This window comes from Methylobacterium tardum (assembly GCF_023546765.1).
Classification (GTDB): Bacteria; Pseudomonadota; Alphaproteobacteria; order Rhizobiales; family Beijerinckiaceae; genus Methylobacterium; species Methylobacterium tardum.
The window spans coordinates 4,104,382-4,125,210 of record NZ_CP097484.1 but is presented as its reverse complement, the minus strand read 5'-3'; the positions used below and the strand labels follow the sequence as shown (position 1 = coordinate 4,125,210).

The window sequence follows — 20,829 nt, the reverse complement described above, 5'->3', positions numbered from 1 at the left end:
AATGCGAACGGTGCCGAAGGATCGCGGGTCCCCTCCCCCTTGCGGGGAGGGGCCAGGGGTGGGGGTGGAGCAGGAGGCACCGCAACGCCCGATCCTGAACCACCCCCACCTCCAACTCCTCCCCGCAAGGGGGGAGAGAGCGCCCCGGCTCGCGAAGTGCGAACATCGTAGCCCGCACGGGAGAGGGGGCAGGTCGCGTCCGGTGAGACCGAAATACCCACCGGACGACCGGAAGATCAGAGGTCCGGCGAGAGCGGCATCTGGATCGAGCCGTCGAGGAACTTGGTCGGTCCGTCGGCGCCGGGATTGATGTCGAACTCGAAGATCTTGGTCGGTATCCAGAGCGTCGCGCAGGCATTCGGGATGTCGGCGACGCCCGAGATGTGGCCCTGGACCGGCGCCGTGCCGAGGATCGAGTAGGCCTGCGCGCCCGAGTAGCCGAACTTCTTGAGATACTCGATCGCGTTCAGGCAGGCCTGCCGGTAGGCGATGTGGACGTCGAGGTAGTGCTGGCCGCCGCTCTCGTCGACCGAGATGCCCTCGAAGATCAGGTGATCGTCGTATTTCGGCGTGATCGGCGACGGCTTGAAGATCGGGTTCTTGATCCCGTACTTGGCCATGCCGTCCTTGATCAGCTCGACCTTGAGGTGCACCCAGCCGGCCATCTCGATGGCGCCGCAGAAGGTGATCTCGCCGTCGCCCTGGCTGAAGTGCAGGTCGCCCATGGAGAGGCCGGCGCCGGGCACGTAGACCGGGAAGTAGATCTTCGAGCCGCGCGACAGATCCTTGATGTCGCAATTGCCGCCGTGCTCGCGGGGCGGGACGGTGCGGGCGCCGGTGGCGGCGGCCGCGTCCTTCGCGTCGCCCTTGAGCCGCCCCATATGGGCGGTCGGGCCGAAGGGCAGGGTGGCGAGCGCCGGCACGCGCTCCGGGTTGGTGTCGTAGAGCGCCTTCTCGCGGGTGTTCCAGGTCTCCAGCATCTTGGGATCGGGCAGGCAGCCGATCAGGCCGGGATGGATCAGGCCCGGGAAGCGCACGCCCGGGACGTGGCGGGACTTGGTGAACATGCCCTCGAAGTCCCAGATCGACTTCTGGGCCTGCGGGAAGTGCTCGGTGAGGAAGCCGCCGCCGTTCTTCTTGGAGAAGAAGCCGTTGAAGCCCCACTGGCTCTCGGGCTTGGCGCCGATGTCGAGGAGGTCGACCACCAGAAGGTCGCCGGGCTCGGCGCCCTCGACGCCGATCGGTCCCGAGAGGAAGTGCACGATCGACAGGTCGATGTCGCGCACGTCGTCGGCGGAATCGTTGTTCTTGATGAGGCCGCCGGTCCAGTCGTAGGTCTCGACGATGAAGTCCGCGCCCGGCTTCACGTAGGCGACCATCGGGATGTCGGGGTGCCAGCGGTTGTGCACCATGTCGTTGTCGTAGGCCGATTGCGTGAGATCGACCTTGATCAGCGTCTCGGGCATCTCGTGTCTCCAGCTCCCTGACTCAACCGGGGCAGGCCCCGTCCGCGCGCCGTTGCGCGTCTCTCACCCGCTCGCGAGCAGCTCTTTCAGCGCGTCGTCGAGGACCTTGATGTCGTCCGGGCTGGTGCCGGGCCCGCCCGCGAAGTGGCCCCACCACGTGTCGATCACGCGCAGCTCCGCGTTCGGCATGGCGGCCGCCTCGATGGCGTTGTCCTCGGGCGGGAAATACAGGTCGGTCGAGGCGGGCATCAGGATCGCCCTGGCGCGGATGGCGCCGAGCGCGGCCTTGAAGTCGCCCTTGAAGGTGTCGTTCGCGCTGATGTCGCCGTGCTGCCACGTCCACAGCATGGCGAGCAGGTTGTTGGCGTCGCGCTCGTAGAACAGGCCTTCCCAGAACCCGATCAGGAAGTCCTCCAGCGAGGCGTAGCCCATGTGGGTGATGTCGGCCTCGAGCCGGTAGAAGGTCTGCGACAGGCCCCAGCCGGCGTAGACCCGGCCGAAGGCGCGCAGGCCCCGGGTCGGCGGGCTCGTGTACCAGCCCTCCGCCCAGGCGGCGTCGGCCTGCAGCGCCGCCTTGGCGCCTTCCAGGAAGACGTAGTTGTGCCGGGAGCACTTGGCCGAGCCCTGAAACGGCAGGATCTTCGGCACCATGTCGGGGTACATCGACGCCCAGTGATAGGTCTGGAGCGCGCCCATCGACCAGCCGGTGACGAGGACCAGCTTCTCGATGCCGAAATGCTCGGTGACGAGGCGGTGCTGGGCGCGGACGTTGTCGTAGGCGGTGACGTTGGGGAAGCGCGGCCCGTTCCAGGGCGCGGGCGTGTTGCTCGGCGAGGACGAGAGCCCGTTGCCGAACATGTTCGGGATGATGATGAAGTACTTATCCGGGTCGAGCGCCTTGCCGGGGCCGATCAGCCACTCGTTCTCGGTGTGCTGGCCCGAATACCAGGTCGGGTAGACGATGGCGTTGTCCTTGGCCGGGCTCAGCGTCCCGAAGGTCTTGAAGGCGAGTTTGGCCGCGCGCAGCGTCTTGCCGCACTGGAGCACGAAGTCGCCGAGTTCGAAGATCTCGTAATCGGCCATGCGCGCGCCCCTAGACCGACAGGAAGCGGGCGACGGCGGCCTCGCCGATCCCGTCGCGCGGGGCCTCGTGGACGATGGCGCCGTTCTCCATCACGATCACCCGGTCGGCGACGTCGAGGGCGAAGCTCAGGACCTGCTCGGACACCACGATGGAGAGGCCGCGCTGGTCGCGGATCGCCTTCAGCGTCCGGCCCATCTCGCGGATGATCGAGGGCTGGATGCCCTCGGTGGGCTCGTCGAGGAGCAGGACCTTCGGCCGGCTCGCCAGCGCCCGGGCGATGGCGAGCTGCTGCTGCTGGCCGCCCGAGAGGTTGCCGCCGCGCCGTCCCTTCATCTCCAGGAGGACCGGGAACATGTCGTAGAGATCCTGCGGCACCTTGCGGGCGCCGGTGACCGTCAGGCCGGTCTCGATGTTCTCCTGGACCGTCATGGTCGAGAAGATCATCCGGCCCTGCGGCACGTAGGCGAGGCCCTTGGCGACCCGGGCGTGGCTCTTCAGCCCGGCGACGTCCGCGCCCTCGACCTGGATCGAGCCGGCCTTGACCGGCACGAGGCCCATCAGGGTCTTCATGAGCGTGGTCTTGCCCATGCCGTTGCGGCCCATCACGGCGACGATCTCGCCGGGCGCCACCGAGAAGGTCAGCCCGTGCAGGACCTCGCTCTGGCCGTAGGCGGCGTGCAGGTCGTCGACGGCGAGCGCCGGCGTGGCGGACGGGATCGCGGCGAGCGGGGGCGCCTGGACGGGGGTCGCGTGCGCGGTCTGGAGCGAGGCCATCGTCAATGTCCCAGATACACTTCGATGACCTTCGGGTCGTTCTTGACCCGCTCCATCGAACCCTCGGAGAGCACCTTGCCCTGGTGCAGGACGGTCACCCGGTGGGCGATGTCCTCGACGAACTTCATGTCGTGCTCGATCACCAGCACCGAGCGGCCCTTGATGATCTGGTTGAGCAGCTCGGCGGTCTTGATCCGCTCGCCGACGCTCATCCCGGCCACCGGCTCGTCGAGCATCAGCAGCTCCGGGTCCTGGATCAGCAGCATGCCGATCTCCAGCCACTGCTTCTGGCCGTGGCTCAGGAACTCGGCCCGCTCCCGGAGCTGGTCCTTCAGGAAGATCGTCTCGGCGATGGCGTGGATGCGGTCGCGGACCTCCGCGTCCCGCTTGAACGTGAGGGCGCCGAAGACCGAGCGGCCGCGGGGGAACGAGATCTCCAGGTTCTCGAACACCGTCAGGTCGTCGTAGATCGACGGCGTCTGGAACTTGCGGCCGACGCCGGCCTGCACGATGGCGCTCTCGGAGAGCTTGGTCAGCTCCTGGCCCTTGTACTTGATCGAGCCGGCGCTGGCCCGGGTGCGCCCGCAGATCAGGTCGAGGACCGTGGTCTTGCCGGCGCCGTTCGGCCCGATGATCACCCGGATCTCGTCCGGATCGACGTAGAACGACACGTCGTTCACTGCCTTGAACCCGTCGAACGAGACCGTCAGCGCCTCGACGGCGAGGAGGTAGTCGGGCGGGGCGGCCTCGGCGCCGACCACGGGGGAGGAGAGGATCGCGGCGTTCATGGGGGACTCACTCGGCCGGGGCGCCGTGGGGGGCGATGGCGGGCGCGGGCGCCTGCAGGCTCTTGGCGCGGCGGGTGAGGCGGGGCTCGATGTGCTCCCGCCAGATCCCCGCGAGGCCGTTCGGGAAGGCCAGCACCACCGCGATGAACAGGGCGCCGAGGCCGAACAGCCAGAGGTCGGGGAAGCTCTCCGAGAAGCTGGTCTTGGCCCAGTTGACGAGCAGCGTGCCCCAGACCGCGCCGAACAGCGACAGGCGCCCGCCTACCGCGGCGTAGATCACCATCTCGATCGACGGCACGATGCCCACGAAGGAGGGCGACATGAACCCGACCTGCAGGGTGAACATCGCTCCGCCGATCGCCGCCAGCCCGGCGGCGAAGCAGAAGGCGAAGACCTTGAAGCCCGCCACCGAGTAGCCGGAGAAGCGGACCCGGTCCTCCTTGTCGCGCATGGCGACGAGGATGCGGCCGAGCTTCGACTTCTTCACGTACTGCGCCGCCAGGATGCAGGCGATCAGCAGGCCGCCGTTGACGAAGTACAGGATGAACTTGGCCGAGTCGGTGCGGATGTCCCAGCCGTGGAGCGTGCGCAGGTCGGTGATGCCGTTGATGCCGCCGGTGTAGCCCTGCTGGCCGACGATCAGGATCGTCAGGATCGCGGCGATCGCCTGGGTGATGATCGCGAAGTAGGTGCCGCCGACCCGGCGCTTGAACATCGCGAAGGAGATCAGCATCGCGAACAGGACCGGGACGGCGACCGCCAGGATCAGCGTCAGCGGCAGGCTCTTGAACGGCTGCCAGAACCAGGGCAGCGCCGTGATCTGGTTCCAGTCCATGAAGTCCGGGATGCCGGGCGTGGACTGGATCTTGGTGTTCTCGATGCTCGAAGCCTCAAGCTTCAGGTACATGGCCATGCAGTAGCCGCCGAGGCCGAAGAACACGCCCTGGCCCAGCGACAGGATCCCCGCGTAGCCCCAGCAGATCACCAGCCCGAGGGCCACGAAGGCGTAGGTCAGGTACTTGCCGACGAGGTTGAGGCGGAAGCCGTCGAGCACCAGCGGCAGGACGACCAGGATCACCCCGGCCAGGAGGAGAAGGCTCAGCCACTCCACCGGCTTCATGAACGGGTTGTCGTTGACGGTGACGGATTTGGTGAGGGTCTGGACCGGATTCGTCATGGTCGAAAAATCCTCAGCGCCGGACCTTGAGGGTGAAGAGGCCCTGGGGCCTCAGCATCAGGATGCCGACCACCGCGAGCAGGGTGATGACCTTGGCCATCGAGCCGGAGAGGAAGAACTCCAGGGTCGACTGGGTCTGGGAGATCGAGAAGGCCGACGCGATGGTGCCGAGCAGGCTCGCGGCGCCGCCGAACACGACGATCAGGAAGGTGTCGGCGATGTAGAGCTGGCCCGAGGTCGGCCCGGTCGAGCCGATCATCGTGAAGGCCGAGCCGGCGATCCCCGCGATGCCGCAGCCGAGGCCGAAGGTGTAGCGGTCGACCTTCTCGGTATCGATGCCCACCGCCCCCGCCATGGCGCGGTTCGACATGACCGCGCGCACCTGCTGGCCGAAGCGCGAGCGGAAGATCAGCAGCGCGACGCAGACGGTGATGAGGATCGTCACGCCCATGACGAACAGGCCGTTGATCGGGATCTCGATCGTGTCGGTGACCTGCACCGAGCCGATGAGCCAGGACGGCAGCTCGACGCCGACCTCGCGGGCGCCGAAGATCGACCGGTAGGCCTGCTGGAGGATCAGCGACAGGCCCCAGGTGGCCAGCAGCGTGTCGAGCGGGCGCTTGTAGAGGAACCGGATCAGGCCCCATTCCACCAGCATCCCCAGGGCCCCGGAGGCGAGGAACGCCAGTGCCCATCGCGATGAAGAAGTAGATCGGGAAGAGCGCCGGCAGGTAGGTCTGGAAGAAGGTCGAGCAGAGATAGGTGACGTAGGCGCCGAGGATCATGAACTCCCCGTGGGCCATGTTGATCACGCCCATCTGGCCGAAGATGATCGCGAGGCCGAGCGCCATCAGCAGGTAGACGGAGAACAGGATCAGGCCGGCGAAGCCCTGCATGGCAAAGATCGCGCCGAGGTCGCCGAGGGAATAGTCGCCGAGCATGTCTTGGTCTTCCGCAAAAGGAGTGCGTCTTCTGCCGACTCGTCACGGCCTCCGGGGCGGGCCGGACCGTCTTTGCGAGCGGAGCGAAGCAATCCAGGGACGCGCTACGTCCTGAGTAGTCCCGCTGCCCTGGGTCGCTTCGCTACGCTCGCGATGACGCTGGGGAGGGGCGCATTCGCCCCTCCGAACGAGGTGACTACTGGTACCCCTTCGGGAACGGATCCGGCTTGATCAGCTCGGGGCTGGTGTAGACGATCTCGAACTGGCCGTCGGGCTTGGCCCGGCCCACCCGGGTCTTCGACCAGAGGTGATGGTTCGGGTCGATCTTCACGTAGCCTTCCGGCGCGCCCGTGAATTCCAGACCGGGCGAGGCCGCCACCACCTTGTCGACGTCGAACGAGCCGGCCTTCTCGCAGGCCATCTTCCACAGGAATGGCCCGAGATAGGCCGCCTGCGTCACGTCGCCGATGACGGTCTTCTCGCCCCACATCTTCTTGAACGCGGCGACGAAGGCCTTGTTGTTGTCGTTCTGGATCGACTCGAAGTACTTCATGCAGGCGTAGGCCCCGGCGATGTTCTCGCCGCCGATGCCGTCGATCTCGTCCTCGGTGACCGAGATCGTCATCAGCACCTGCTTCGACAGGTCGATGCCCGCCGCCTTGAGCTGCTTGTAGAACGCCACATTCGAGCCGCCGACCACGTCGGCGAAGATCACCTTCGGCTTGGTCAGCTTGATCTTGTTGATCACCGAGTTGAACTGGGTGTGACCGAGGGGGAAGTACTCCTCGCCGACGACCTTGCCCTTGAGCACGTTCTCCACGTGCTTGCGGGCGATCTTGTTGGAAGTGCGCGGCCAGATGTAGTCGGAGCCGATGAAGTAGAAGCTGTCGCCGCCCTTCTCCTTGTGGACCCAGTCGAGGCCGGCGAGGATCTGCTGGGTCGCCTCCTGGCCGGTGTAGAAGACGTTCTTCGACTGCTCCAGGCCCTCGTAGAAGGTCGGGTAGTAGAGCAGGCCGTTGTACTGCTCGAAGACCGGCAGCACCGCCTTGCGCGAGGCCGAGGTCCAGCAGCCCATCACGGCGGCGCAATGGTCGTTGACGAGGAGCTTCTTGGCCTTCTCGGCGAAGGTCGGCCAGTCGGAGGCGCCGTCCTCCTGGATGATCTTGATCTTGCGGCCGAGCACGCCGCCGGCATCGTTGATCTGCTGGATCGCGAGCTTCTCAGCTTCCTGCGCGCCGGTCTCGGAGATCGCCATCGTGCCGGTGATCGAGTGCAGGATGCCGACCGTCACCTCCGTGTCCGTCACCGCGAGGCCGGTGGTGTTCACCGAAGCGGTCGGCGGCGCGGCCCAGGCGGTGCGCGGCATCAGCGCCAGCGCCGGGGCGCCTGCGAGCCCCATGAGCAGCCGGCGCCGCAGCGGGGAGCGCAAGCCGTGATCGGCGCCGGTCTCGGTGTCGTCTGCCATATGCCTGCCCCTGTTCGCGTCCGGGCCTTGAGAGGCGGACCGGATCGATGAGCGCAGGCTAGGTCCTGGGTTGCGGTGCGGCCTATACGCGATTTTGCGTATGGCCGTGCTCTTGCATGCGCTGCACCATCGCGACGGAATACTTCGAGGTCGGGGTGGCTGAGAGCGCGAAGAGTGGGAGCACCGCTCCGGTGCCCGTTTTTGCGCGCGCGTCGCGCGCCCGCCTGTGCGTGTCGCTGCCCGGGCGCGGCGGCCGGATCGCCCCGGCCGTGGGTCGATGAGCGGGCCGCAGCGCATCATCCCCATCCGGCGGGACTACAACCGCTTCGTCGCCGACGAGACGCTGGAGGATTACGCCCTCCGCTTCACCGCCAAGAAGGCGCGGCGCTGGTCGAGCCTCGAAGTGGCGCAGACCGCCCTCGGCTCGATCTCGTTTCTGGCACTGGAGGCGATCGGCGGGACGCTGGCGCTGACGGCGGGCTTTCCCAACACGATCGCGGCCGTGCTGGTCGTCGGCTTGATCATCTTCGCCACGGCCGCGCCGATCACCGTCTACGCTGCCCGCTACGGGGTGGATATGGACCTCCTGACCCGGGGCGCCGGCTTCGGCTATCTCGGCTCGACCGTGACGTCGCTGATCTACGCGAGCTTCACCTTCCTGTTCTTCGCCATCGAGGCGGCGATCATGGCGCTGGCGCTGCAGCTCTGTTTCGGGCTGCCGCTGGGCATCGGCTATCTGCTCTGTGCCGGGGCGGTAATACCCCTCGTCGTCTACGGAATCCGGCTGATCAGCCGGTTCCAGATCTGGACGCAGCCGATCTGGATCGCCTTGAGCCTGCTGCCGCTGATCTTCGTGGCGGCACAGGGTGCGGGGCCATTGCGGGCGCTCGCCGGCTTCCCCGGCCTCGACGGCGGCGGGACTGGCTTCGATCTCGCCCGGTTCGGCCTCGCCACGGGCGTCCTGCTGGCGCTGCTCGCCCAAGTCGGCGAGCAGGTCGACTTCCTGCGCTTCGTGCCGGAGCCGCAGGGCCCGCGCGACCGCCGCTGGTGGCTGGCGGTCCTGTCGGGAGGCGCCGGCTGGATCCTGCCCGGGATGCTGAAGATCCTGCTCGGCGCCGCGCTGGCGGTCCTGGCGCTGGGCCACGGCGTCCCGGCCGAGCACGCCGCCGAGCCGACCCGCATGTACGCGGTGGCGTTCGGCTACCTGACGGGGGAGGGGAGCCGGGCGGCCCTGCTGCTCACCGGGCTGTTCGTCCTCGTGTCGCAGCTCAAGATCAACCTGACCAACGCCTATGCCGGCTCGATCGCGTGGTCCAACTTCTTCTCGCGCCTGACCCACAGCCATCCGGGGCGGGTGGTCTGGCTCGTGTTCAACGTCGCCATCGCGGTGCTCCTGATGGAGCTCGGCATCGACAAGACCATCGAGAGCACCCTGCCGCTCTACGCCTCCGTGGTCTCGGCCTGGGTCGGGGCGCTGGCCGCCGACCTCGCCGTCAACAAGCCGCTCGGCCTCTCGCCCCCGGGCATCGAGTTCAAGCGCGCCCATCTCTACGCGGTGAACCCGGTGGGGACCGGCGCCATGGCGCTGGCCCTCGCGGCCGGGGGCGCGGCCTATGTCGGCTGGCTCGGCGCGACCCTGCAGCCCTTCGCGCCGCTGCTCACCCTGGCGATCGCGTTCTGCGCCGCCCCGGCGATCGCCTGGGCGACTGCGGGGCGCTGGTATCTGGCGCGGGTCCCGAAGCAGGATTGGGGCGCGGCCGAGGTGGTCTGCCGGGTCTGCGAACTGCCCTTCGAGGGCGAGGACATGGCCCATTGCCCGGCCTACGACGCGCCGATCTGCTCCCTCTGCTGCTCGCTCGACGCCCGTTGCGGCGACCTGTGCAAGCCCCACGGACGCCTGGACGTGCAGGCGCAGGCCGCCGTCGCGCGGATCCTGCCGGGCCGCACCGCCGCCTGGATCGGCGCGCCGCTGGGCCGCTATCTCGCGGTGATGCTGACGCTCTGCGCGGTGATCGGGCTGATCCTCGGCATCGTGCACGCCGGCGCGACGATCGCCCACCCGGAGAATCGCGCGTTCCTGCGCACCGCGCTGACCAGCGTGTTCTACACCCTGGTGGTGATCCTCGGCGTGGTGGCGTGGCTGTTCGTGCTCGCCCAGGAGAGCCGGCGCGTCGCCCAGGCCGAGACGATGCGCCAGACCGCGCTCTACCAGGCCGAGATCGCCGCCCATAAAGTCACCGACGCCAAGCTGCAGGAGGCCAAGGAGCGGGCCGAAGCCGCCAACCAGGCCAAGAGCCGGTACGTGGTCGGGATCAGCCACGAGCTGCGCACGCCGCTCTCGACCGTGCTCGGCTACGCCCAGCTCCTCGAATCCGACCCCGCGATCCCGGCGCATCGCCTCAACGGCCTGCGGGTGATCCGGCGCAGCGCCCAGCACTTGTCGGGACTGATCGACGGCCTCCTCGACATCTCGCGCATGGAGGCCGGGCGCCTCCAGATCCACCGCGACGAGGTCCGGCTGACCGACTTCCTGGACCAACTGGTCGACATGGTCCGCCTCCAGGCGCGGGAGGCCGGACTGGAGTTCCGGTTCTCAAGGCCCGAGATCCTGCCGGCGGTGGTCGCCACCGACGAGAAGCGCTTGCGGCAGGTGCTGCTCAACCTGCTGTCGAACGCCATCAAGTTCACGGAAGCCGGCACCGTGTCGCTGGACCTCAGCTACCGGAGCCAGATCGCGGTGTTCACGATCCGCGACACCGGCCCCGGCATCCCGGAGGCGGACCTCGCGCGGGTCTTCGAGCCCTTCGAGCGCGGCTCGACCCCGGCCGCCCGGAGCACGCCGGGGACGGGGCTCGGGCTCACCATCGCCAACCTGCTGGCGCAGCTGCTGGGCGGCGAGATCACCGTCACCGCCGCCCCTGGCGGCGGCACGCAGGCGCGGCTGCGCCTGATGCTGGCCTCCGTGGCCCAGCCCGCGCCGATCATCGCGCCCGCGCCGGTGCCGGCCCCGGAGCGGGCCTATGGGGGCGCGCGCCGCACCGTCCTGGTGGCCGACGACGACAGTGCCCATCGCGCCTTGATGCGGGCGATCCTGGAGCCGCAGGGCATCTCCGTGCGGGAGGCCGGGTCGGGAGCCGAGTGCCTCGCGATGGTCGCGCAGGGCGGCGTCGACCTCGTCCTCCTCGACATCGCGATGCCCGGGATGAGCGGCTGGGCGGCGGCGGCGGCTTTGCGGCAGGCCGGGCATACCGGCCCGATCGCCATGATGTCCGCCAACGTCCACGAGATCAGCCCGACCCGCGGCGACGACGCCCCCCACGACGCGATCTTCGCCAAGCCCTTCGACCTGCGCGACGTGATGGAGCGGATCGGCAAGCTCCTGCACCTCGAATGGACCGAGGGCGCCGCGCCGGCGCGGTCGGAGCCCGTCCCGGCCGCGGCGGATCTCCCAGGGCCCGGGCCCGAGCATATCGGCGAGCTCCTGCGCCTCGGCCGGATCGGGCATATCCGCGCCATCGAGGCCAAGCTGACCCAGATGGAGGCGGACGCGACTGTGCCGCCCGCCTTCGTCGCCCGGATGCGCGGGCTGGTCGAAGGGTACGACCTTCGCCGCTATCTCTCGGTCCTGCAGGAACTCGCCCGCCATGACTGAGGCGCCGAAGGTCCAGCCGCACCGGGACATCGTCCTGGTGATCGACGATTCGCCCGACACGCTGAGCTTCCTCACCGAGGCAATCGAGCGGTCCGGCGCGACCGTGCTAGTCGCGGTCGGCGGCGACCTCGCCCTGACCCTGGTGGACGAGATCACGCCGGACGTAATCCTGCTCGACGCGGTGATGCCCGGCCTCGACGGGTTCGAGACCTGCCGGCGGCTCAAGGCCAAGCCGCATCTCGCCGGTGTGCCGGTGATCTTCATGACCGGGCTCAGCGAGACCGAGCACATCGTGAAGGGGCTCTCCGCCGGCGGGATCGACTACGTCACGAAGCCGATCGCCCCCGACGAGATCCTGGCCCGGATCCGCGTGCACCTCGCGAGCGCCCGCGCCGCGCAGAGTGCCCGGGCCGCCCTCGACACCGCCGGCCGGACCCTGTTCGCCGTCTCGGCGGACGGGCGGGTTCTGTGGTCGACGCCGCAGGCCGGCCGGCTTCTGAGCAGCCTCGGCGTCCAGCGCTCGGGCACGCTCGAACTGCCGGCGCGCGCCCGCGACTGGCTGGGCGCGCATCTGGCCGGGGCGGTCGGCACCACCCTGACCCTGACCGATCCCGACGGCGCGGCCTACGCCCTGAGCTTCATCGGGGGCACACCGGACGAGATCCTGCTTCGCCTGTCCCGGGAGGAGCCGGCCTCCGGGATCGAGCGGCTGCGCGCGAAGCTCCCCGTCACCGGCCGTGAGGCCGAGGTTCTGCTCTGGCTATCCCGGGGCAAGTCGAGCCGCGACATCGGCGAGATCCTGGGGCTGAGCCACCGGACGGTGACGAAGCACCTCGAGGGCATCTACGCCAAGCTCGGTGTCGAGAATCGCACCGCCGCCTCGATCATCGCCGCGCGGCACCTGCAGGACTGAGCCTGCCGGAATCCCCACCTTGTCCACAGGTGTTCCGGTCCGGCGAAACTCCTTGGTAAGCGCCGGCGCTTCACGGTCGCCGCTCCCACCGATCCCGGGTCCGGATGCGATGATGACCAGCCAGCAACTCGCCGACGAACTGAAGCGGATCGCCACCACGCAGGTCAGCGACATCACGCGGGCTGTGAAGGAGGGCCAGAAGTCGATTGCGCTGAACGAGGTGCGGGACATGGCGCGGCGCCTCTCCCTGCTGGCCGACGCGTTCGATCCGGCATCGGTCCCGGAGAAGGCGGAATCCGTCGACGACGCGCAGGCCGCCTGACGCACGCCGCCGGCTCACGAGGAGCGCTCCATGATCCGCGCCCACTTCACCATTCGCCTCGGCGGCAACTCGCTGCCCGCGTCGGCGGCCCAGTCGGTCGACGACATCGAGGCCGCCCGATCGGTCGCGCGCACGATCGTCCAGCGGCTCATGCGTCAGCACGGCGGCGATCCGCGGCTGCTGGACGCCACCATGGTGATCGGTGACGATGACGGCGCGACGCTCCTGGAACTCTCCTTCCGCGACGCACTCTACATGCCGGTCGAGCCCGTGGCCGATCCGGACCGCCGGCGGCCACGCCCGCCGGGCAGGGCTCCCTCGAAGCGCCTGAGCGCCGCCTTCCACCCGGTCCGGCGGCTCGCCGGGGCGCTGGGTGCGCGCGTGCAGCCGCTGCTCGGCTCGTGAGCCGACGCGTTCAGCCGTAGAGATCGCTGACGGCGAAGCCTCTGGTCGCAAGGCGCTCCGCCAGCACGCGCCGGTGGCACAGCGCAGGATCTCGCTCGAAACAGAGCAGGCAGATCGGCGCGGCTTTGGCCATCTGGGCGAGCTCGTCGAGCGCCGCCTGTCCGCCGGCCGTGTCGAGAACATCCTCGCAGTAGATCCGCCGCATCAGCGCCGCATCGCCGGCCCGCGCCGCCTGCCGCCCGGATTTCGGCGTTCCCAGGCTGCGCAGGTGCGTGTAGCCGACCCCCGCCTCCTGAAGGGAGGCGCTGAGTGCCCCTTTCGAGAACCCGCGCTTGCGGGAGTTCGCGACCGCTCGGACGTCGGCGAGCGTGGCGATCCCGGCCGAGCGCAGGACGCTGCCGAGCCGCTCCGAATCGAGGCCTTCGTAGCCTATGGTAAACAGTTGCTTGCTCACGGCGGCGTGACCAGACTTGCGTTTCGGGACCGGCACTTAGCCGGATGTCATCCTGTGCAACAGCCGGGGATGCCCCGCGTATGTCGCGGCGTTGCAACGCATCTCGGAATTCCGCCGCAATGATCGCAAAGCTCCGTTAACCGCGCCGGGGCCATCGAATACGCCTGTCTGTGGCGCTCTTTCGGTGGCGGGCTGAGCACTGATGACGCGGATCTACACGCTTTCGCGGTCGCTTTCCGAGGATCTGAGCCGGGGCCTGAGCGGCCGCTTCGGCGCCGTCCGGCGACTCGCCGCGCGGTTCGCCGCCGCGGCGACCTTGGCTGGCCTCGCGGCCTGCGCATCGAATTCCGACTTCTACCCGACCAAGGGCGACGCGAAGCCGCATCCGGGCGTGGCCAAGGCGAAGCTCCACCCGATCCAGGGGATCGACATCTCCAAGTGGCAGGGCAACGTCGACTGGGCCTCGGTCCGGGCGGCTGGCACCCAGTTCGCCTTCATCAAGGCGACGGAGGGGGGCGACCACGTCGATGAGCGCTTCCGGACCAACTGGGACGGTGCGGCGCGGGCGGGCGTGCCTCGGGGGGCTTACCACTTCGTCTTCTGGTGCCGCTCGGCCAAGGAGCAGATGGACTGGTTCAAGAGGAACGTCCCCAACGATCCGAGCGCGCTCCCGCCGGTGCTCGACGTCGAGTGGAACGGGCATTCGCAGACCTGCCCGAAGAAGCTGCCGAAGGCGCAAGCCTTGGCGATGGTCTCGGAGATGTTGGAGGAGATGGAGCGCTACACCGGCAAGCGCCCGATCATCTACACCGACATCACCTTCCATAAGGACGTGCTGGAAGGCGAATTGCCGGATTACCCGCACTGGTTGCGCTCGACAGCGGCGGAGCCGGAGCAGCGATTCGTCAACCGCAAGTGGATGCTTTGGCAGTTCACATCCACGGGCCGGGTCCCCGGCGTCCGGGGCGATGTCGACCGAAACGCGTTCTACGGCACGCCTTCCGATTGGGCATCCTTCCTGTCGACGGATTGCGATCCGCGCGAGCACAAGCGGCTCTCGGAGCAGGGGCTTTGCACGGACAAGTAGATGCCTACGATGGAAAGAAATCTACGTTAGTTCAGGGGCGCGGGCCGCGGAGTATGCGTGTCGGGTCCGGCCGCCGACGGGCGGGTCCGAGAGGAGCTTGTCGGGAGCCTCCTGTCCCGCACTGCTCCGTTCGTGATGCCAATCGACAATGCCGCCCCGACGGGCAACCTGCTTCTCGATGCGCTTCCCGCCGCAGACCGCGGACTGATCGCGCCTGATCTGGAAGCGATCTCCCACGTCAAGGGCCAGACGATCTTCGAGGCGGGCGACGCCGTCACGCACATCACGTTCCCCTGCGATCACGCCGTGGTTGCGCTGGTCGTCTCCACCCGGGACGGGCGAACTGCCGAGACCGCCACCATCGGCCACGAGGGCGCCGTCGGCGGGATCGTGAGTCAGGGGCGCTTGCCGGCATCCGCCAACGCGCTGGTGCAGAATGGTGGGCCGATGCTGCGCCTGGAGGTGGAGCGGCTCCAGGAGGCTGTCCGCCGGTCCGCCTCGCTGCGAGACCACTTCGCGCGCTACGCCGATTGCCTCTTGGCGCAGCTGCTTCAGACCGCTGCCTGCAACGCCCTGCATCCCATCGAGCAACGCTGTCTCCGCTGGCTCATGGCGCTCCAGGATCGCATTCAGGACGACACGCTGCCGGTCACCCATGAACTGCTGGCGTCGATGCTCGGTGTCCAGCGCACCTATCTGACGCGGATCCTGCGCGTGCTTCAGGAGCAGGGGCTCATTCAGGTCGGCCGCGGACGGATCACCATCCTGGACCGGCGCGCGGTCTCGGCGGCAGCCTGCGAGTGCCACGCTCGTGTGCGGCTGCATTGCGAAGCGGTGCTCGGTGACGTGTACGGAACGGAGAACCTCGACCGGACCGCACGAGTCGCGGCTGCCGCCGGCTAGGCCGACGCGCACTGACCCAGGGCCGTTCCTGTTCAGTCGATGACCGGCATGCAGAGAGGTACGGCAAGGCCCGGCACGGACGCCATCACCACGTCGATCCCGTAGAGCAGGCGCAGCAAGGCCGGGGTGATCGTCGCCGACGGCGGGCCGTCGGCGACGAGCTGGCCGCCATGCAGCGCGACGATGCGATCCGCGCACAGCAGGGCGTGGTCGGGATCGTGGGTCGAGAACAGCACGCCGATGCCGCCGCGCGCCAGGCGCCGGACCTGTCCAAGCACACGCGCCTGATTGCCGAAATCGAGGCTGGCGGTCGGCTCGTCCATGATCAGGAGACCGGGCTCCCCGCTCAGGGCGCGCGCGATCAGGACGAGCTGCCGTTCGCCACCGCTGATCTCGGTATAGATCTTCTCCGCCAGATGGCCGATGCCGAGCGTGGCGAGCGCCTGCTCGGCCGCAGCGTCATCGGATGGTCCGGGCGCGGCGAACGGGCCGAGTCGGCTGGCGCGACCCATTACCACGACATCGCGCACCGTGAACGGGAAGAAGGCGGCATGCGCCTGCGGCACGGACGCGACTACGCGGGCGATCGCCGCGCGTGACAGCCGGGATAGGTCGGCATTCTTGAGGGTAATGCGCCCGGCCTGTGCCGGAAGCAGGCCGAGCAGCGTCTTGAGCAGGGTCGTCTTGCCGCCGCCGTTCGGCCCGAGGAGGCACAGCACCTCGCCCGCGCCGAGGTTGAACGACACGTCCCGCCCGATGGCCCGGTCGCCGTAGCCGAAGGCGAGATCCTGGACGCGGAGCAGCATCACGCAATCCTGCGGCGCCCGGCTGCCAGCAGCCACAGGAAGAAGGGGGCGCCGACCAGGGCCGTCAGGATCCCGAGCGGCACCTCGATGGTCGCCGCCGTCCGGGCGATCAGATCGACGGCCAGCAGGTAGCCGGCGCCGAGCGCCAGGGAGGCGGGCAGCAGGCGGCGGTAATCCGGCCCGACGAGCAGCCGGGCGACGTGCGGCACGATCAACCCGATCCAGCCGATGACGCCGGTCATCGAGACGGCCGCCGCGGTGATCAGCGTCGCACCGGCGATCAGGATCGGGCGCAGCACCCGGGTCTCGACGCCGAGCGCCCGGGCCTCCTCGTCCCCGAGGCTCATCAGGTTCATGCGCCAGCGCAGCAGCACCAGCGGTGCGAGCCCCAGAAGCATCATCGGCAGGATCGCGCCGACATCACCCAGGCTCACCGACGATAGGCTGCCGAGCAGCCAGAACGTGATCGCCGGCAACTGATCGTAGGGATCGGCCAGGACCTTCAGGAGCGAGATGCCGGCGCCAAGCACGGCGCCGACCGCCACACCCGCCAGAACCAGGGTGAGGACCGGATCCTGTCGCCGGACCGCAAGCCCGATCCCGTAGACAACGGCCACCGCCCCGAGGCCGCCCAGGAAGGCCAGGCCCTGAATGGGGGCCACCGGCAGGCCGAGATAGATCCCCAGCACGGCCCCGAGCCCGGCACCGGCGGAGACGCCGAGGATGTCGGGCGAGACCAGCGGGTTGCGGAACAAGCCCTGGTAGGTCGCTCCGGCCGCCGACAGCGCCGCGCCTACCACGAGGGCAGCCACGACCCGAGGCAGGCGTACCTTCATGATCACGGTATCGATCGTCGCTGATGCTCGGGCGGGCAGTCCGAGGAGGCGATGGCCGAGGACGTCCGCGACATCGGCAAGGGAGACCGGGTACTTGCCGGTGGCCAGCGCAAGCAGGGCGAGGGCCAGGAGGACGAACCCCGAGAGCAGCGTCGCCGAGACCCGGAAGCCCCAGTGCCCCCGCGCCGCGTCGACCGCCTCGAGCACGGTTCGGCTCATCGCGCCGTGTCCGGCACCGTGGATCTCAGCAGTGCGGCTGCCTGCTCCGGATCGAGGCCGACATGGTAGAAGCGCTGATAGAAGCGGCGCACGACGTCCGGCATCGGCTCCGGGAACAGGTCTGGATGAAGCAGTCCGGCCAGCCAGCGCAGGCCGATCAGCCGGTTGATCCCGGGCGGCGCGTCGAACCACGGGAATGGCTGCTGCGGGACCACATACACCCGACCCGACTGGACCGCCTTGATGTCCCGCCAGAGCGGATCGGTGCGGATCGCGGTCGCGAAGGCCGGGTCGAGCGTGACGATCACGTCCGGGTTCCAGGCCAGGACCTGCTCCGGAGAGACGCTGCCAAGGCGCCCGTCGCCGCTTTCCGCGACGTTGCGGCCGCCGGCCAGCTCCAGCACCTCGGTGTTGATCGACCCGGCGAAGCCCGTCTCCAGTCCGCGCGGTCCGCGGGCGTAGTACACCCGGGGCCGCTGATCCTGCGGCGTCGCTCCGATCGCCTTCGCCACGCCATCGATCAGATCCTGCGCCTGGGCGGCCAGCGCATCCGCCTCCGCCTGCAGGCCGAGCGCCGCGCCGAGCTGCCGGTAGGTATTGGGCGTGCTCGCGAAGCTGCCGTCGAGCAGGATGTAGGGGATGCCGGTCTGTGCCTGGACCTTGTCGGCGAGGGACGCGTAGGTCGGACCGAGACTGCCGGAATCGGCGATCACGTCGGGCTTGGCGGCCAGCACGCCCTCGACATTGGCGGTGCCGCCGCGACCGGTGAGGCGCCCGTAGGCGGGAAGCGTCCGGGTTCGGGGTTCGAGGAAAGGCAGCGCCTCGGGACGCGGGGCGCTCACCCAGCCGGTCATCCTGGCTGGGGCCAAGCTGTAGAGCAGCACCGCCGCCGGTGGACCGGCCGGGAGCACCCGCTCGATCCGGTCGGGAAGCTCGACGGTTCGGCCGGCCGCATCCGTGAACGGACGCGCCAGCGTTCCGCCCGCCGACGCGAGGAGCAGACCCAGCGCGCAGGCGAGTGCTTCGCCGCGGCCGAGGGCGAACTCGCGCATCACGCGGCCTTGCGCTCCAGGATCTCGATCAGCGCTCCGTCCGGACCCTCCACGAAGGCGATCCGGAGGTCGGGCGCGCGCTGGGTGATGCCGGTTCGGACCGGCACGCCGCGGGCGGTGAGATCGGCCATCGCCGCCTCGATATCGGCGACTCGCAACCCGATATGCTCGAGGCCGAGGCAGGGGGTCGGTGCCGCGGGGGTCGTCTCGGCCGGCGCCTGCTCGATGAACACGGTGAGCCCGCCGAGATCCAGGACGACGCGCTGCACCGGGGCGTCGCCGACGCGCTTCACCTCGCGAGCCCCGAAGGTCTCGACGTAGAACGCCCCGGCCTTCACGGCGTCGCGGCTGCGCAGATGGACGTGGTCGCAGGCGTATTGCATCGGGGCTCCGGTCTGTCGCGGTTCAGCGTCGGCAAAGGGCGGCTGAGGCAGCGCGCACCCGGCTGACGGCACAAGTATGCCTCGCCGGCCGCCGGGGCGAGAGCCGCCGCTTGACGCCACGCCCGAACCCGCAGACTTTCGGCGGCAGGACCGTTGCAGGGATGCAACATCCTTCCCACATCGGGGTCGAAACCCCACACCGCACAGCCAAGAGTTCCATGCGCAATCCCTACGACGTGCTGGGCGTGGCCAAGGGGGCGAGCGAGGCCGAGATCAAGAAGGCCTATCGCAAGCTCGCCAAGGACTTCCACCCCGACCGCAACAAGAACGACGTGAAGGCGAAAGACCGGTTCGCCGAGGCGAATGCCGCCTACGAGATCCTGGGCGACGCCGAGAAGCGCAAGCAGTTCGACCGCGGCGAGATCGACGCCGAGGGCAAGCCGCGCGCGACCGGCTTCGAGGGCTTCGGCGGCGGACGAGGCGGCGGGTTCGACTTCGAGAACATGGCCCGCGGTCGGCAGGGTGGCATGGGCGGCGGGATGGGCGAGGATATTTTCTCGCACATCTTCGGCGAGGCTTTCCGCGCGGGCGGAGCCGGTCCCGGCGCACGTCAGACCGCCAAGGGCGACGACGTGGCCGCCGAGCTGTCGGTGACGCTGGAGCAGGTCGCCAGCGAGGAGAAGCTGCGCCTGTACCTGCCCACCGGGCGCGAGGTCGACGTGGTCATCCCGCGCGGCGTGGTGGATGGCCAGACCATCCGGCTCCGCGGCCTCGGCCAGAGCGGCGGCCCGCGCGGCGAGGCGGGCGACGCGCTGCTGACCATCAAGCTCCGGCCCCATCCCGGCTTCACGGTCGAGGGCGCCGATCTGCGGACCACCGTCGAGGTGCCGCTGGAGGATGCCGTCCTCGGGGGAACGATCCGCGTCCCGACGCTCACCGGTGCCGTTGAGATGAAGATCCCGGCGATGACCAGTTCCGGCCGCACCTTCCGTCTGCGCGGCAAGGGCCTGCCGAAGAAGGACGGGACGCAGGGTGACCTGTTCGCCACGACCGCGATCGTCCTGCCGCGGGATGAGGACGCGGCCCTGATGGAGTTCGCCCGCGGCCGCCGCGCCGCCAAGGCGGCCTGAGCAAGGCGGCTTGAGAAAGTGGCGCCGGCCTGAAAGTGCGTGGAGGCAGCCCGGACTTCCGTCTCCGGGCCGCCTCCGCTAAGGAGGCGCCCCGGCGCCGCGAGGTGCCGCGAGGCTTCGGGATCGATCATGGCGGAACACGGGCAGGGCCTTCTGGCGGGCAAGCGGGGCATCGTCCTCGGGGTCGCCAACAATCGCTCGATCGCCTGGGGTATCGCCCGCAGCGCCCGTGCCCACGGAGCCGAGCTCGCCTTCACCTATCAGGGCGATGCGCTGCGCAAGCGGGTCGAGCCGCTCGCCAAGGAACTCGACGCCCACGTCATCGGCCATTGCGATGTGACCGACTCGGCCACGATCGACGCGGTGTTCGCGGAGGCGGCCAGGGTCTTTCCCGAAGGCATCGACTTCGTGGTCCATTGCGTCGCCTTCTCCGACAAGGACGAGCTGACCGGCCGCTACATCGAGACCTCGGAGGACAACTTCACCAAGTCGCTCCTGGTCTCGTGCTACTCCTTCACCGCGGTGGCGCAACGGGCCGAGAAGATCATGCGCCCGGGCGGCTCGCTCGTGACGCTGACCTATTACGGCGCCGAGAAGTGGATGCCGCATTACAACGTCATGGGCGTCGCCAAGGCGGCGCTCGAAGCCTCGGTCCGGTATCTCGCTGCCGATCTCGGCCCGAAGAACATCCGCGTCAACGCGATCTCGGCGGGCCCAATCAAGACGCTCGCGGCTTCGGGGATCGGCGACTTCCGCTACATCCTGAAGTGGAATGAGTACAACGCCCCGCTGCGGCGGACCGTGACCATCGGCGAGGTCGGTGAGACCGCCGCCTATCTCGTCTCCGATATGGCCGCCGGCATGACCGGCGAGATCCTGCACGTGGATGCCGGCTACCACGTCGTCGGCATGAAGAACCCCGAGGCGCCGGACCTGACCCTCGACAAGGATTAGGCTCCGCCGGCCTCCGTT

Annotated in this window: 19 protein-coding genes and 1 pseudogene; 8 read left to right on the top strand and 12 right to left on the bottom strand. The window is 69.0% G+C overall.

The window, feature by feature from the left end; genetic code table 11:
• Nucleotides 1-236: 236 nt before the first annotated feature.
• The 7 genes and pseudogenes from fmdA to urtA all read right to left on the bottom strand — a co-directional run bounded on the left by fmdA (nt 237) and on the right by urtA (nt 7,695).
• On the bottom strand, nt 237-1,466 hold the full coding sequence (gene fmdA, locus M6G65_RS19675) for a formamidase (protein WP_250102752.1): 1,230 nt from the start codon (nt 1,464-1,466) through the stop codon (nt 237-239).
• A 63-nt stretch (nt 1,467-1,529) separates the two neighbouring features.
• Nucleotides 1,530-2,549 carry an alpha/beta fold hydrolase gene (locus M6G65_RS19670; protein WP_238196053.1) on the bottom strand — a complete coding sequence of 340 codons (1,020 nt, stop codon included), beginning with the start codon at nt 2,547-2,549 and terminating at the stop codon, nt 1,530-1,532.
• A 10-nt stretch (nt 2,550-2,559) separates the two neighbouring features.
• Nucleotides 2,560-3,324, bottom strand: a complete 765-nt coding sequence (urtE, locus tag M6G65_RS19665) for an urea ABC transporter ATP-binding subunit UrtE (protein WP_250102751.1) — start codon at nt 3,322-3,324, stop codon at nt 2,560-2,562.
• A gap of 2 nt (nt 3,325-3,326) precedes the next feature.
• Nucleotides 3,327-4,112 (bottom strand): urea ABC transporter ATP-binding protein UrtD, encoded by a 786-nt coding sequence (gene urtD / locus M6G65_RS19660; RefSeq protein WP_012322397.1) that lies wholly within the window; start codon nt 4,110-4,112, stop codon nt 3,327-3,329.
• A 7-nt stretch (nt 4,113-4,119) separates the two neighbouring features.
• Nucleotides 4,120-5,289 (bottom strand): urea ABC transporter permease subunit UrtC, encoded by a 1,170-nt coding sequence (gene urtC, locus M6G65_RS19655; protein ID WP_238196055.1) that lies wholly within the window; start codon nt 5,287-5,289, stop codon nt 4,120-4,122.
• Between the two features lie 13 nt (nt 5,290-5,302).
• Nucleotides 5,303-6,230 (bottom strand): annotated as a pseudogene (urtB, locus tag M6G65_RS19650) (urea ABC transporter permease subunit UrtB).
• A 196-nt stretch (nt 6,231-6,426) separates the two neighbouring features.
• Nucleotides 6,427-7,695 (bottom strand): urea ABC transporter substrate-binding protein, encoded by a 1,269-nt coding sequence (gene urtA, locus M6G65_RS19645; RefSeq protein WP_238196057.1) that lies wholly within the window; start codon nt 7,693-7,695, stop codon nt 6,427-6,429.
• A gap of 277 nt (nt 7,696-7,972) precedes the next feature.
• On the opposite strand from urtA, the gene M6G65_RS19640 reads away from it, so the two are divergent.
• The 4 genes from M6G65_RS19640 (at nt 7,973) to M6G65_RS19625 (ending at nt 12,987) form a co-directional block, all read left to right on the top strand.
• The gene (locus tag M6G65_RS19640) at nt 7,973-11,347 is read left to right on the top strand and encodes an ATP-binding protein (RefSeq protein ID WP_238196058.1); all 3,375 of its coding nucleotides are present in this window, start codon (nt 7,973-7,975) and stop codon (nt 11,345-11,347) included.
• Nucleotides 11,340-12,260 carry a response regulator transcription factor gene (locus tag M6G65_RS19635; RefSeq protein ID WP_238196059.1) on the top strand — a complete coding sequence of 307 codons (921 nt, stop codon included), beginning with the start codon at nt 11,340-11,342 and terminating at the stop codon, nt 12,258-12,260. The genes M6G65_RS19640 and M6G65_RS19635 overlap by 8 nt, the downstream gene beginning before the upstream one ends.
• 109 nt (nt 12,261-12,369) lie before the next feature.
• Nucleotides 12,370-12,582, top strand: a complete 213-nt coding sequence (locus tag M6G65_RS19630) for a hypothetical protein (RefSeq protein ID WP_284201855.1) — start codon at nt 12,370-12,372, stop codon at nt 12,580-12,582.
• 30 nt (nt 12,583-12,612) lie between these two features.
• Nucleotides 12,613-12,987 (top strand): DUF6894 family protein, encoded by a 375-nt coding sequence (locus tag M6G65_RS19625; RefSeq protein WP_238196061.1) that lies wholly within the window; start codon nt 12,613-12,615, stop codon nt 12,985-12,987.
• A 10-nt stretch (nt 12,988-12,997) separates the two neighbouring features.
• Here the strand turns inward: M6G65_RS19625 and M6G65_RS19620 are convergent, their stop codons facing one another.
• A complete protein-coding gene (locus tag M6G65_RS19620; RefSeq protein ID WP_238196062.1) occupies nt 12,998-13,441 on the bottom strand; it encodes a DUF488 domain-containing protein in 444 nt (147 codons plus the stop codon).
• Nucleotides 13,442-13,643: 202 nt separating this feature from the next.
• Between M6G65_RS19620 and M6G65_RS19615 the strand changes: the two genes are divergently transcribed.
• A complete protein-coding gene (locus M6G65_RS19615) occupies nt 13,644-14,528 on the top strand; it encodes a glycoside hydrolase family 25 protein (RefSeq protein ID WP_192708004.1) in 885 nt (294 codons plus the stop codon).
• Between the two features lie 135 nt (nt 14,529-14,663).
• Nucleotides 14,664-15,431, top strand: coding sequence for a Crp/Fnr family transcriptional regulator (locus tag M6G65_RS19610; protein ID WP_238196181.1), 768 nt, complete (start codon nt 14,664-14,666; stop codon nt 15,429-15,431).
• A 32-nt stretch (nt 15,432-15,463) separates the two neighbouring features.
• On the opposite strand, the gene M6G65_RS19605 is transcribed toward M6G65_RS19610, so the two are convergent.
• From M6G65_RS19605 to M6G65_RS19590, 4 genes are read right to left on the bottom strand one after another with little or no spacing between them, the layout of a single operon-like run.
• Nucleotides 15,464-16,237 carry an ABC transporter ATP-binding protein gene (locus tag M6G65_RS19605; RefSeq protein ID WP_250102750.1) on the bottom strand — a complete coding sequence of 258 codons (774 nt, stop codon included), beginning with the start codon at nt 16,235-16,237 and terminating at the stop codon, nt 15,464-15,466.
• Entirely contained in the window at nt 16,237-17,292 is a 1,056-nt protein-coding gene (locus M6G65_RS19600) for a FecCD family ABC transporter permease (RefSeq protein ID WP_238196064.1), read from the bottom strand. The genes M6G65_RS19605 and M6G65_RS19600 overlap by 1 nt, the downstream gene beginning before the upstream one ends.
• On the bottom strand, nt 17,289-18,344 hold the full coding sequence (locus tag M6G65_RS19595; protein WP_250104262.1) for an ABC transporter substrate-binding protein: 1,056 nt from the start codon (nt 18,342-18,344) through the stop codon (nt 17,289-17,291). The genes M6G65_RS19600 and M6G65_RS19595 overlap by 4 nt, the downstream gene beginning before the upstream one ends.
• Nucleotides 18,344-18,727 (bottom strand): VOC family protein, encoded by a 384-nt coding sequence (locus M6G65_RS19590; RefSeq protein WP_238196066.1) that lies wholly within the window; start codon nt 18,725-18,727, stop codon nt 18,344-18,346. Before M6G65_RS19590 ends, M6G65_RS19595 begins: the two co-directional genes overlap by 1 nt.
• Before the next feature lie 218 nt (nt 18,728-18,945).
• On the opposite strand from M6G65_RS19590, the gene M6G65_RS19585 reads away from it, so the two are divergent.
• Together M6G65_RS19585 and fabI are read left to right on the top strand one after the other, a co-directional pair.
• Nucleotides 18,946-19,857 carry a DnaJ C-terminal domain-containing protein gene (locus M6G65_RS19585; protein ID WP_238196067.1) on the top strand — a complete coding sequence of 304 codons (912 nt, stop codon included), beginning with the start codon at nt 18,946-18,948 and terminating at the stop codon, nt 19,855-19,857.
• A 129-nt stretch (nt 19,858-19,986) separates the two neighbouring features.
• Nucleotides 19,987-20,811, top strand: coding sequence for an enoyl-ACP reductase FabI (gene fabI, locus M6G65_RS19580; RefSeq protein ID WP_238196068.1), 825 nt, complete (start codon nt 19,987-19,989; stop codon nt 20,809-20,811).
• Nucleotides 20,812-20,829: the final 18 nt, after the last annotated feature.

Bases quoted from the DNA above. Each gene is read 5' to 3' on its own strand.
- M6G65_RS19670 (WP_238196053.1), bottom strand. From the start codon at position 2,549: ATGGCCGATTACGAGATCTTCGAACTCGGCGACTTCGTGCTCCAGTGC.
- M6G65_RS19635 (WP_238196059.1), top strand. From the start codon at position 11,340: ATGACTGAGGCGCCGAAGGTCCAGCCGCACCGGGACATCGTCCTGGTG.
- fabI (WP_238196068.1), top strand. From the start codon at position 19,987: ATGGCGGAACACGGGCAGGGCCTTCTGGCGGGCAAGCGGGGCATCGTC.
- M6G65_RS19625 (WP_238196061.1), top strand. From the start codon at position 12,613: ATGATCCGCGCCCACTTCACCATTCGCCTCGGCGGCAACTCGCTGCCC.
- M6G65_RS19600 (WP_238196064.1), bottom strand. From the start codon at position 17,292: ATGAGCCGAACCGTGCTCGAGGCGGTCGACGCGGCGCGGGGGCACTGG.
- M6G65_RS19595 (WP_250104262.1), bottom strand. From the start codon at position 18,344: ATGCGCGAGTTCGCCCTCGGCCGCGGCGAAGCACTCGCCTGCGCGCTG.
- fmdA (WP_250102752.1), bottom strand. From the start codon at position 1,466: ATGCCCGAGACGCTGATCAAGGTCGATCTCACGCAATCGGCCTACGAC.
- M6G65_RS19605 (WP_250102750.1), bottom strand. From the start codon at position 16,237: ATGCTGCTCCGCGTCCAGGATCTCGCCTTCGGCTACGGCGACCGGGCC.
- M6G65_RS19585 (WP_238196067.1), top strand. From the start codon at position 18,946: ATGCGCAATCCCTACGACGTGCTGGGCGTGGCCAAGGGGGCGAGCGAG.
- urtE (WP_250102751.1), bottom strand. From the start codon at position 3,324: ATGGCCTCGCTCCAGACCGCGCACGCGACCCCCGTCCAGGCGCCCCCG.
- M6G65_RS19640 (WP_238196058.1), top strand. From the start codon at position 7,973: ATGAGCGGGCCGCAGCGCATCATCCCCATCCGGCGGGACTACAACCGC.
- M6G65_RS19630 (WP_284201855.1), top strand. From the start codon at position 12,370: ATGATGACCAGCCAGCAACTCGCCGACGAACTGAAGCGGATCGCCACC.
- M6G65_RS19590 (WP_238196066.1), bottom strand. From the start codon at position 18,727: ATGCAATACGCCTGCGACCACGTCCATCTGCGCAGCCGCGACGCCGTG.
- M6G65_RS19615 (WP_192708004.1), top strand. From the start codon at position 13,644: ATGACGCGGATCTACACGCTTTCGCGGTCGCTTTCCGAGGATCTGAGC.
- urtA (WP_238196057.1), bottom strand. From the start codon at position 7,695: ATGGCAGACGACACCGAGACCGGCGCCGATCACGGCTTGCGCTCCCCG.
- M6G65_RS19610 (WP_238196181.1), top strand. From the start codon at position 14,664: ATGCCAATCGACAATGCCGCCCCGACGGGCAACCTGCTTCTCGATGCG.
- urtC (WP_238196055.1), bottom strand. From the start codon at position 5,289: ATGACGAATCCGGTCCAGACCCTCACCAAATCCGTCACCGTCAACGAC.
- urtD (WP_012322397.1), bottom strand. From the start codon at position 4,112: ATGAACGCCGCGATCCTCTCCTCCCCCGTGGTCGGCGCCGAGGCCGCC.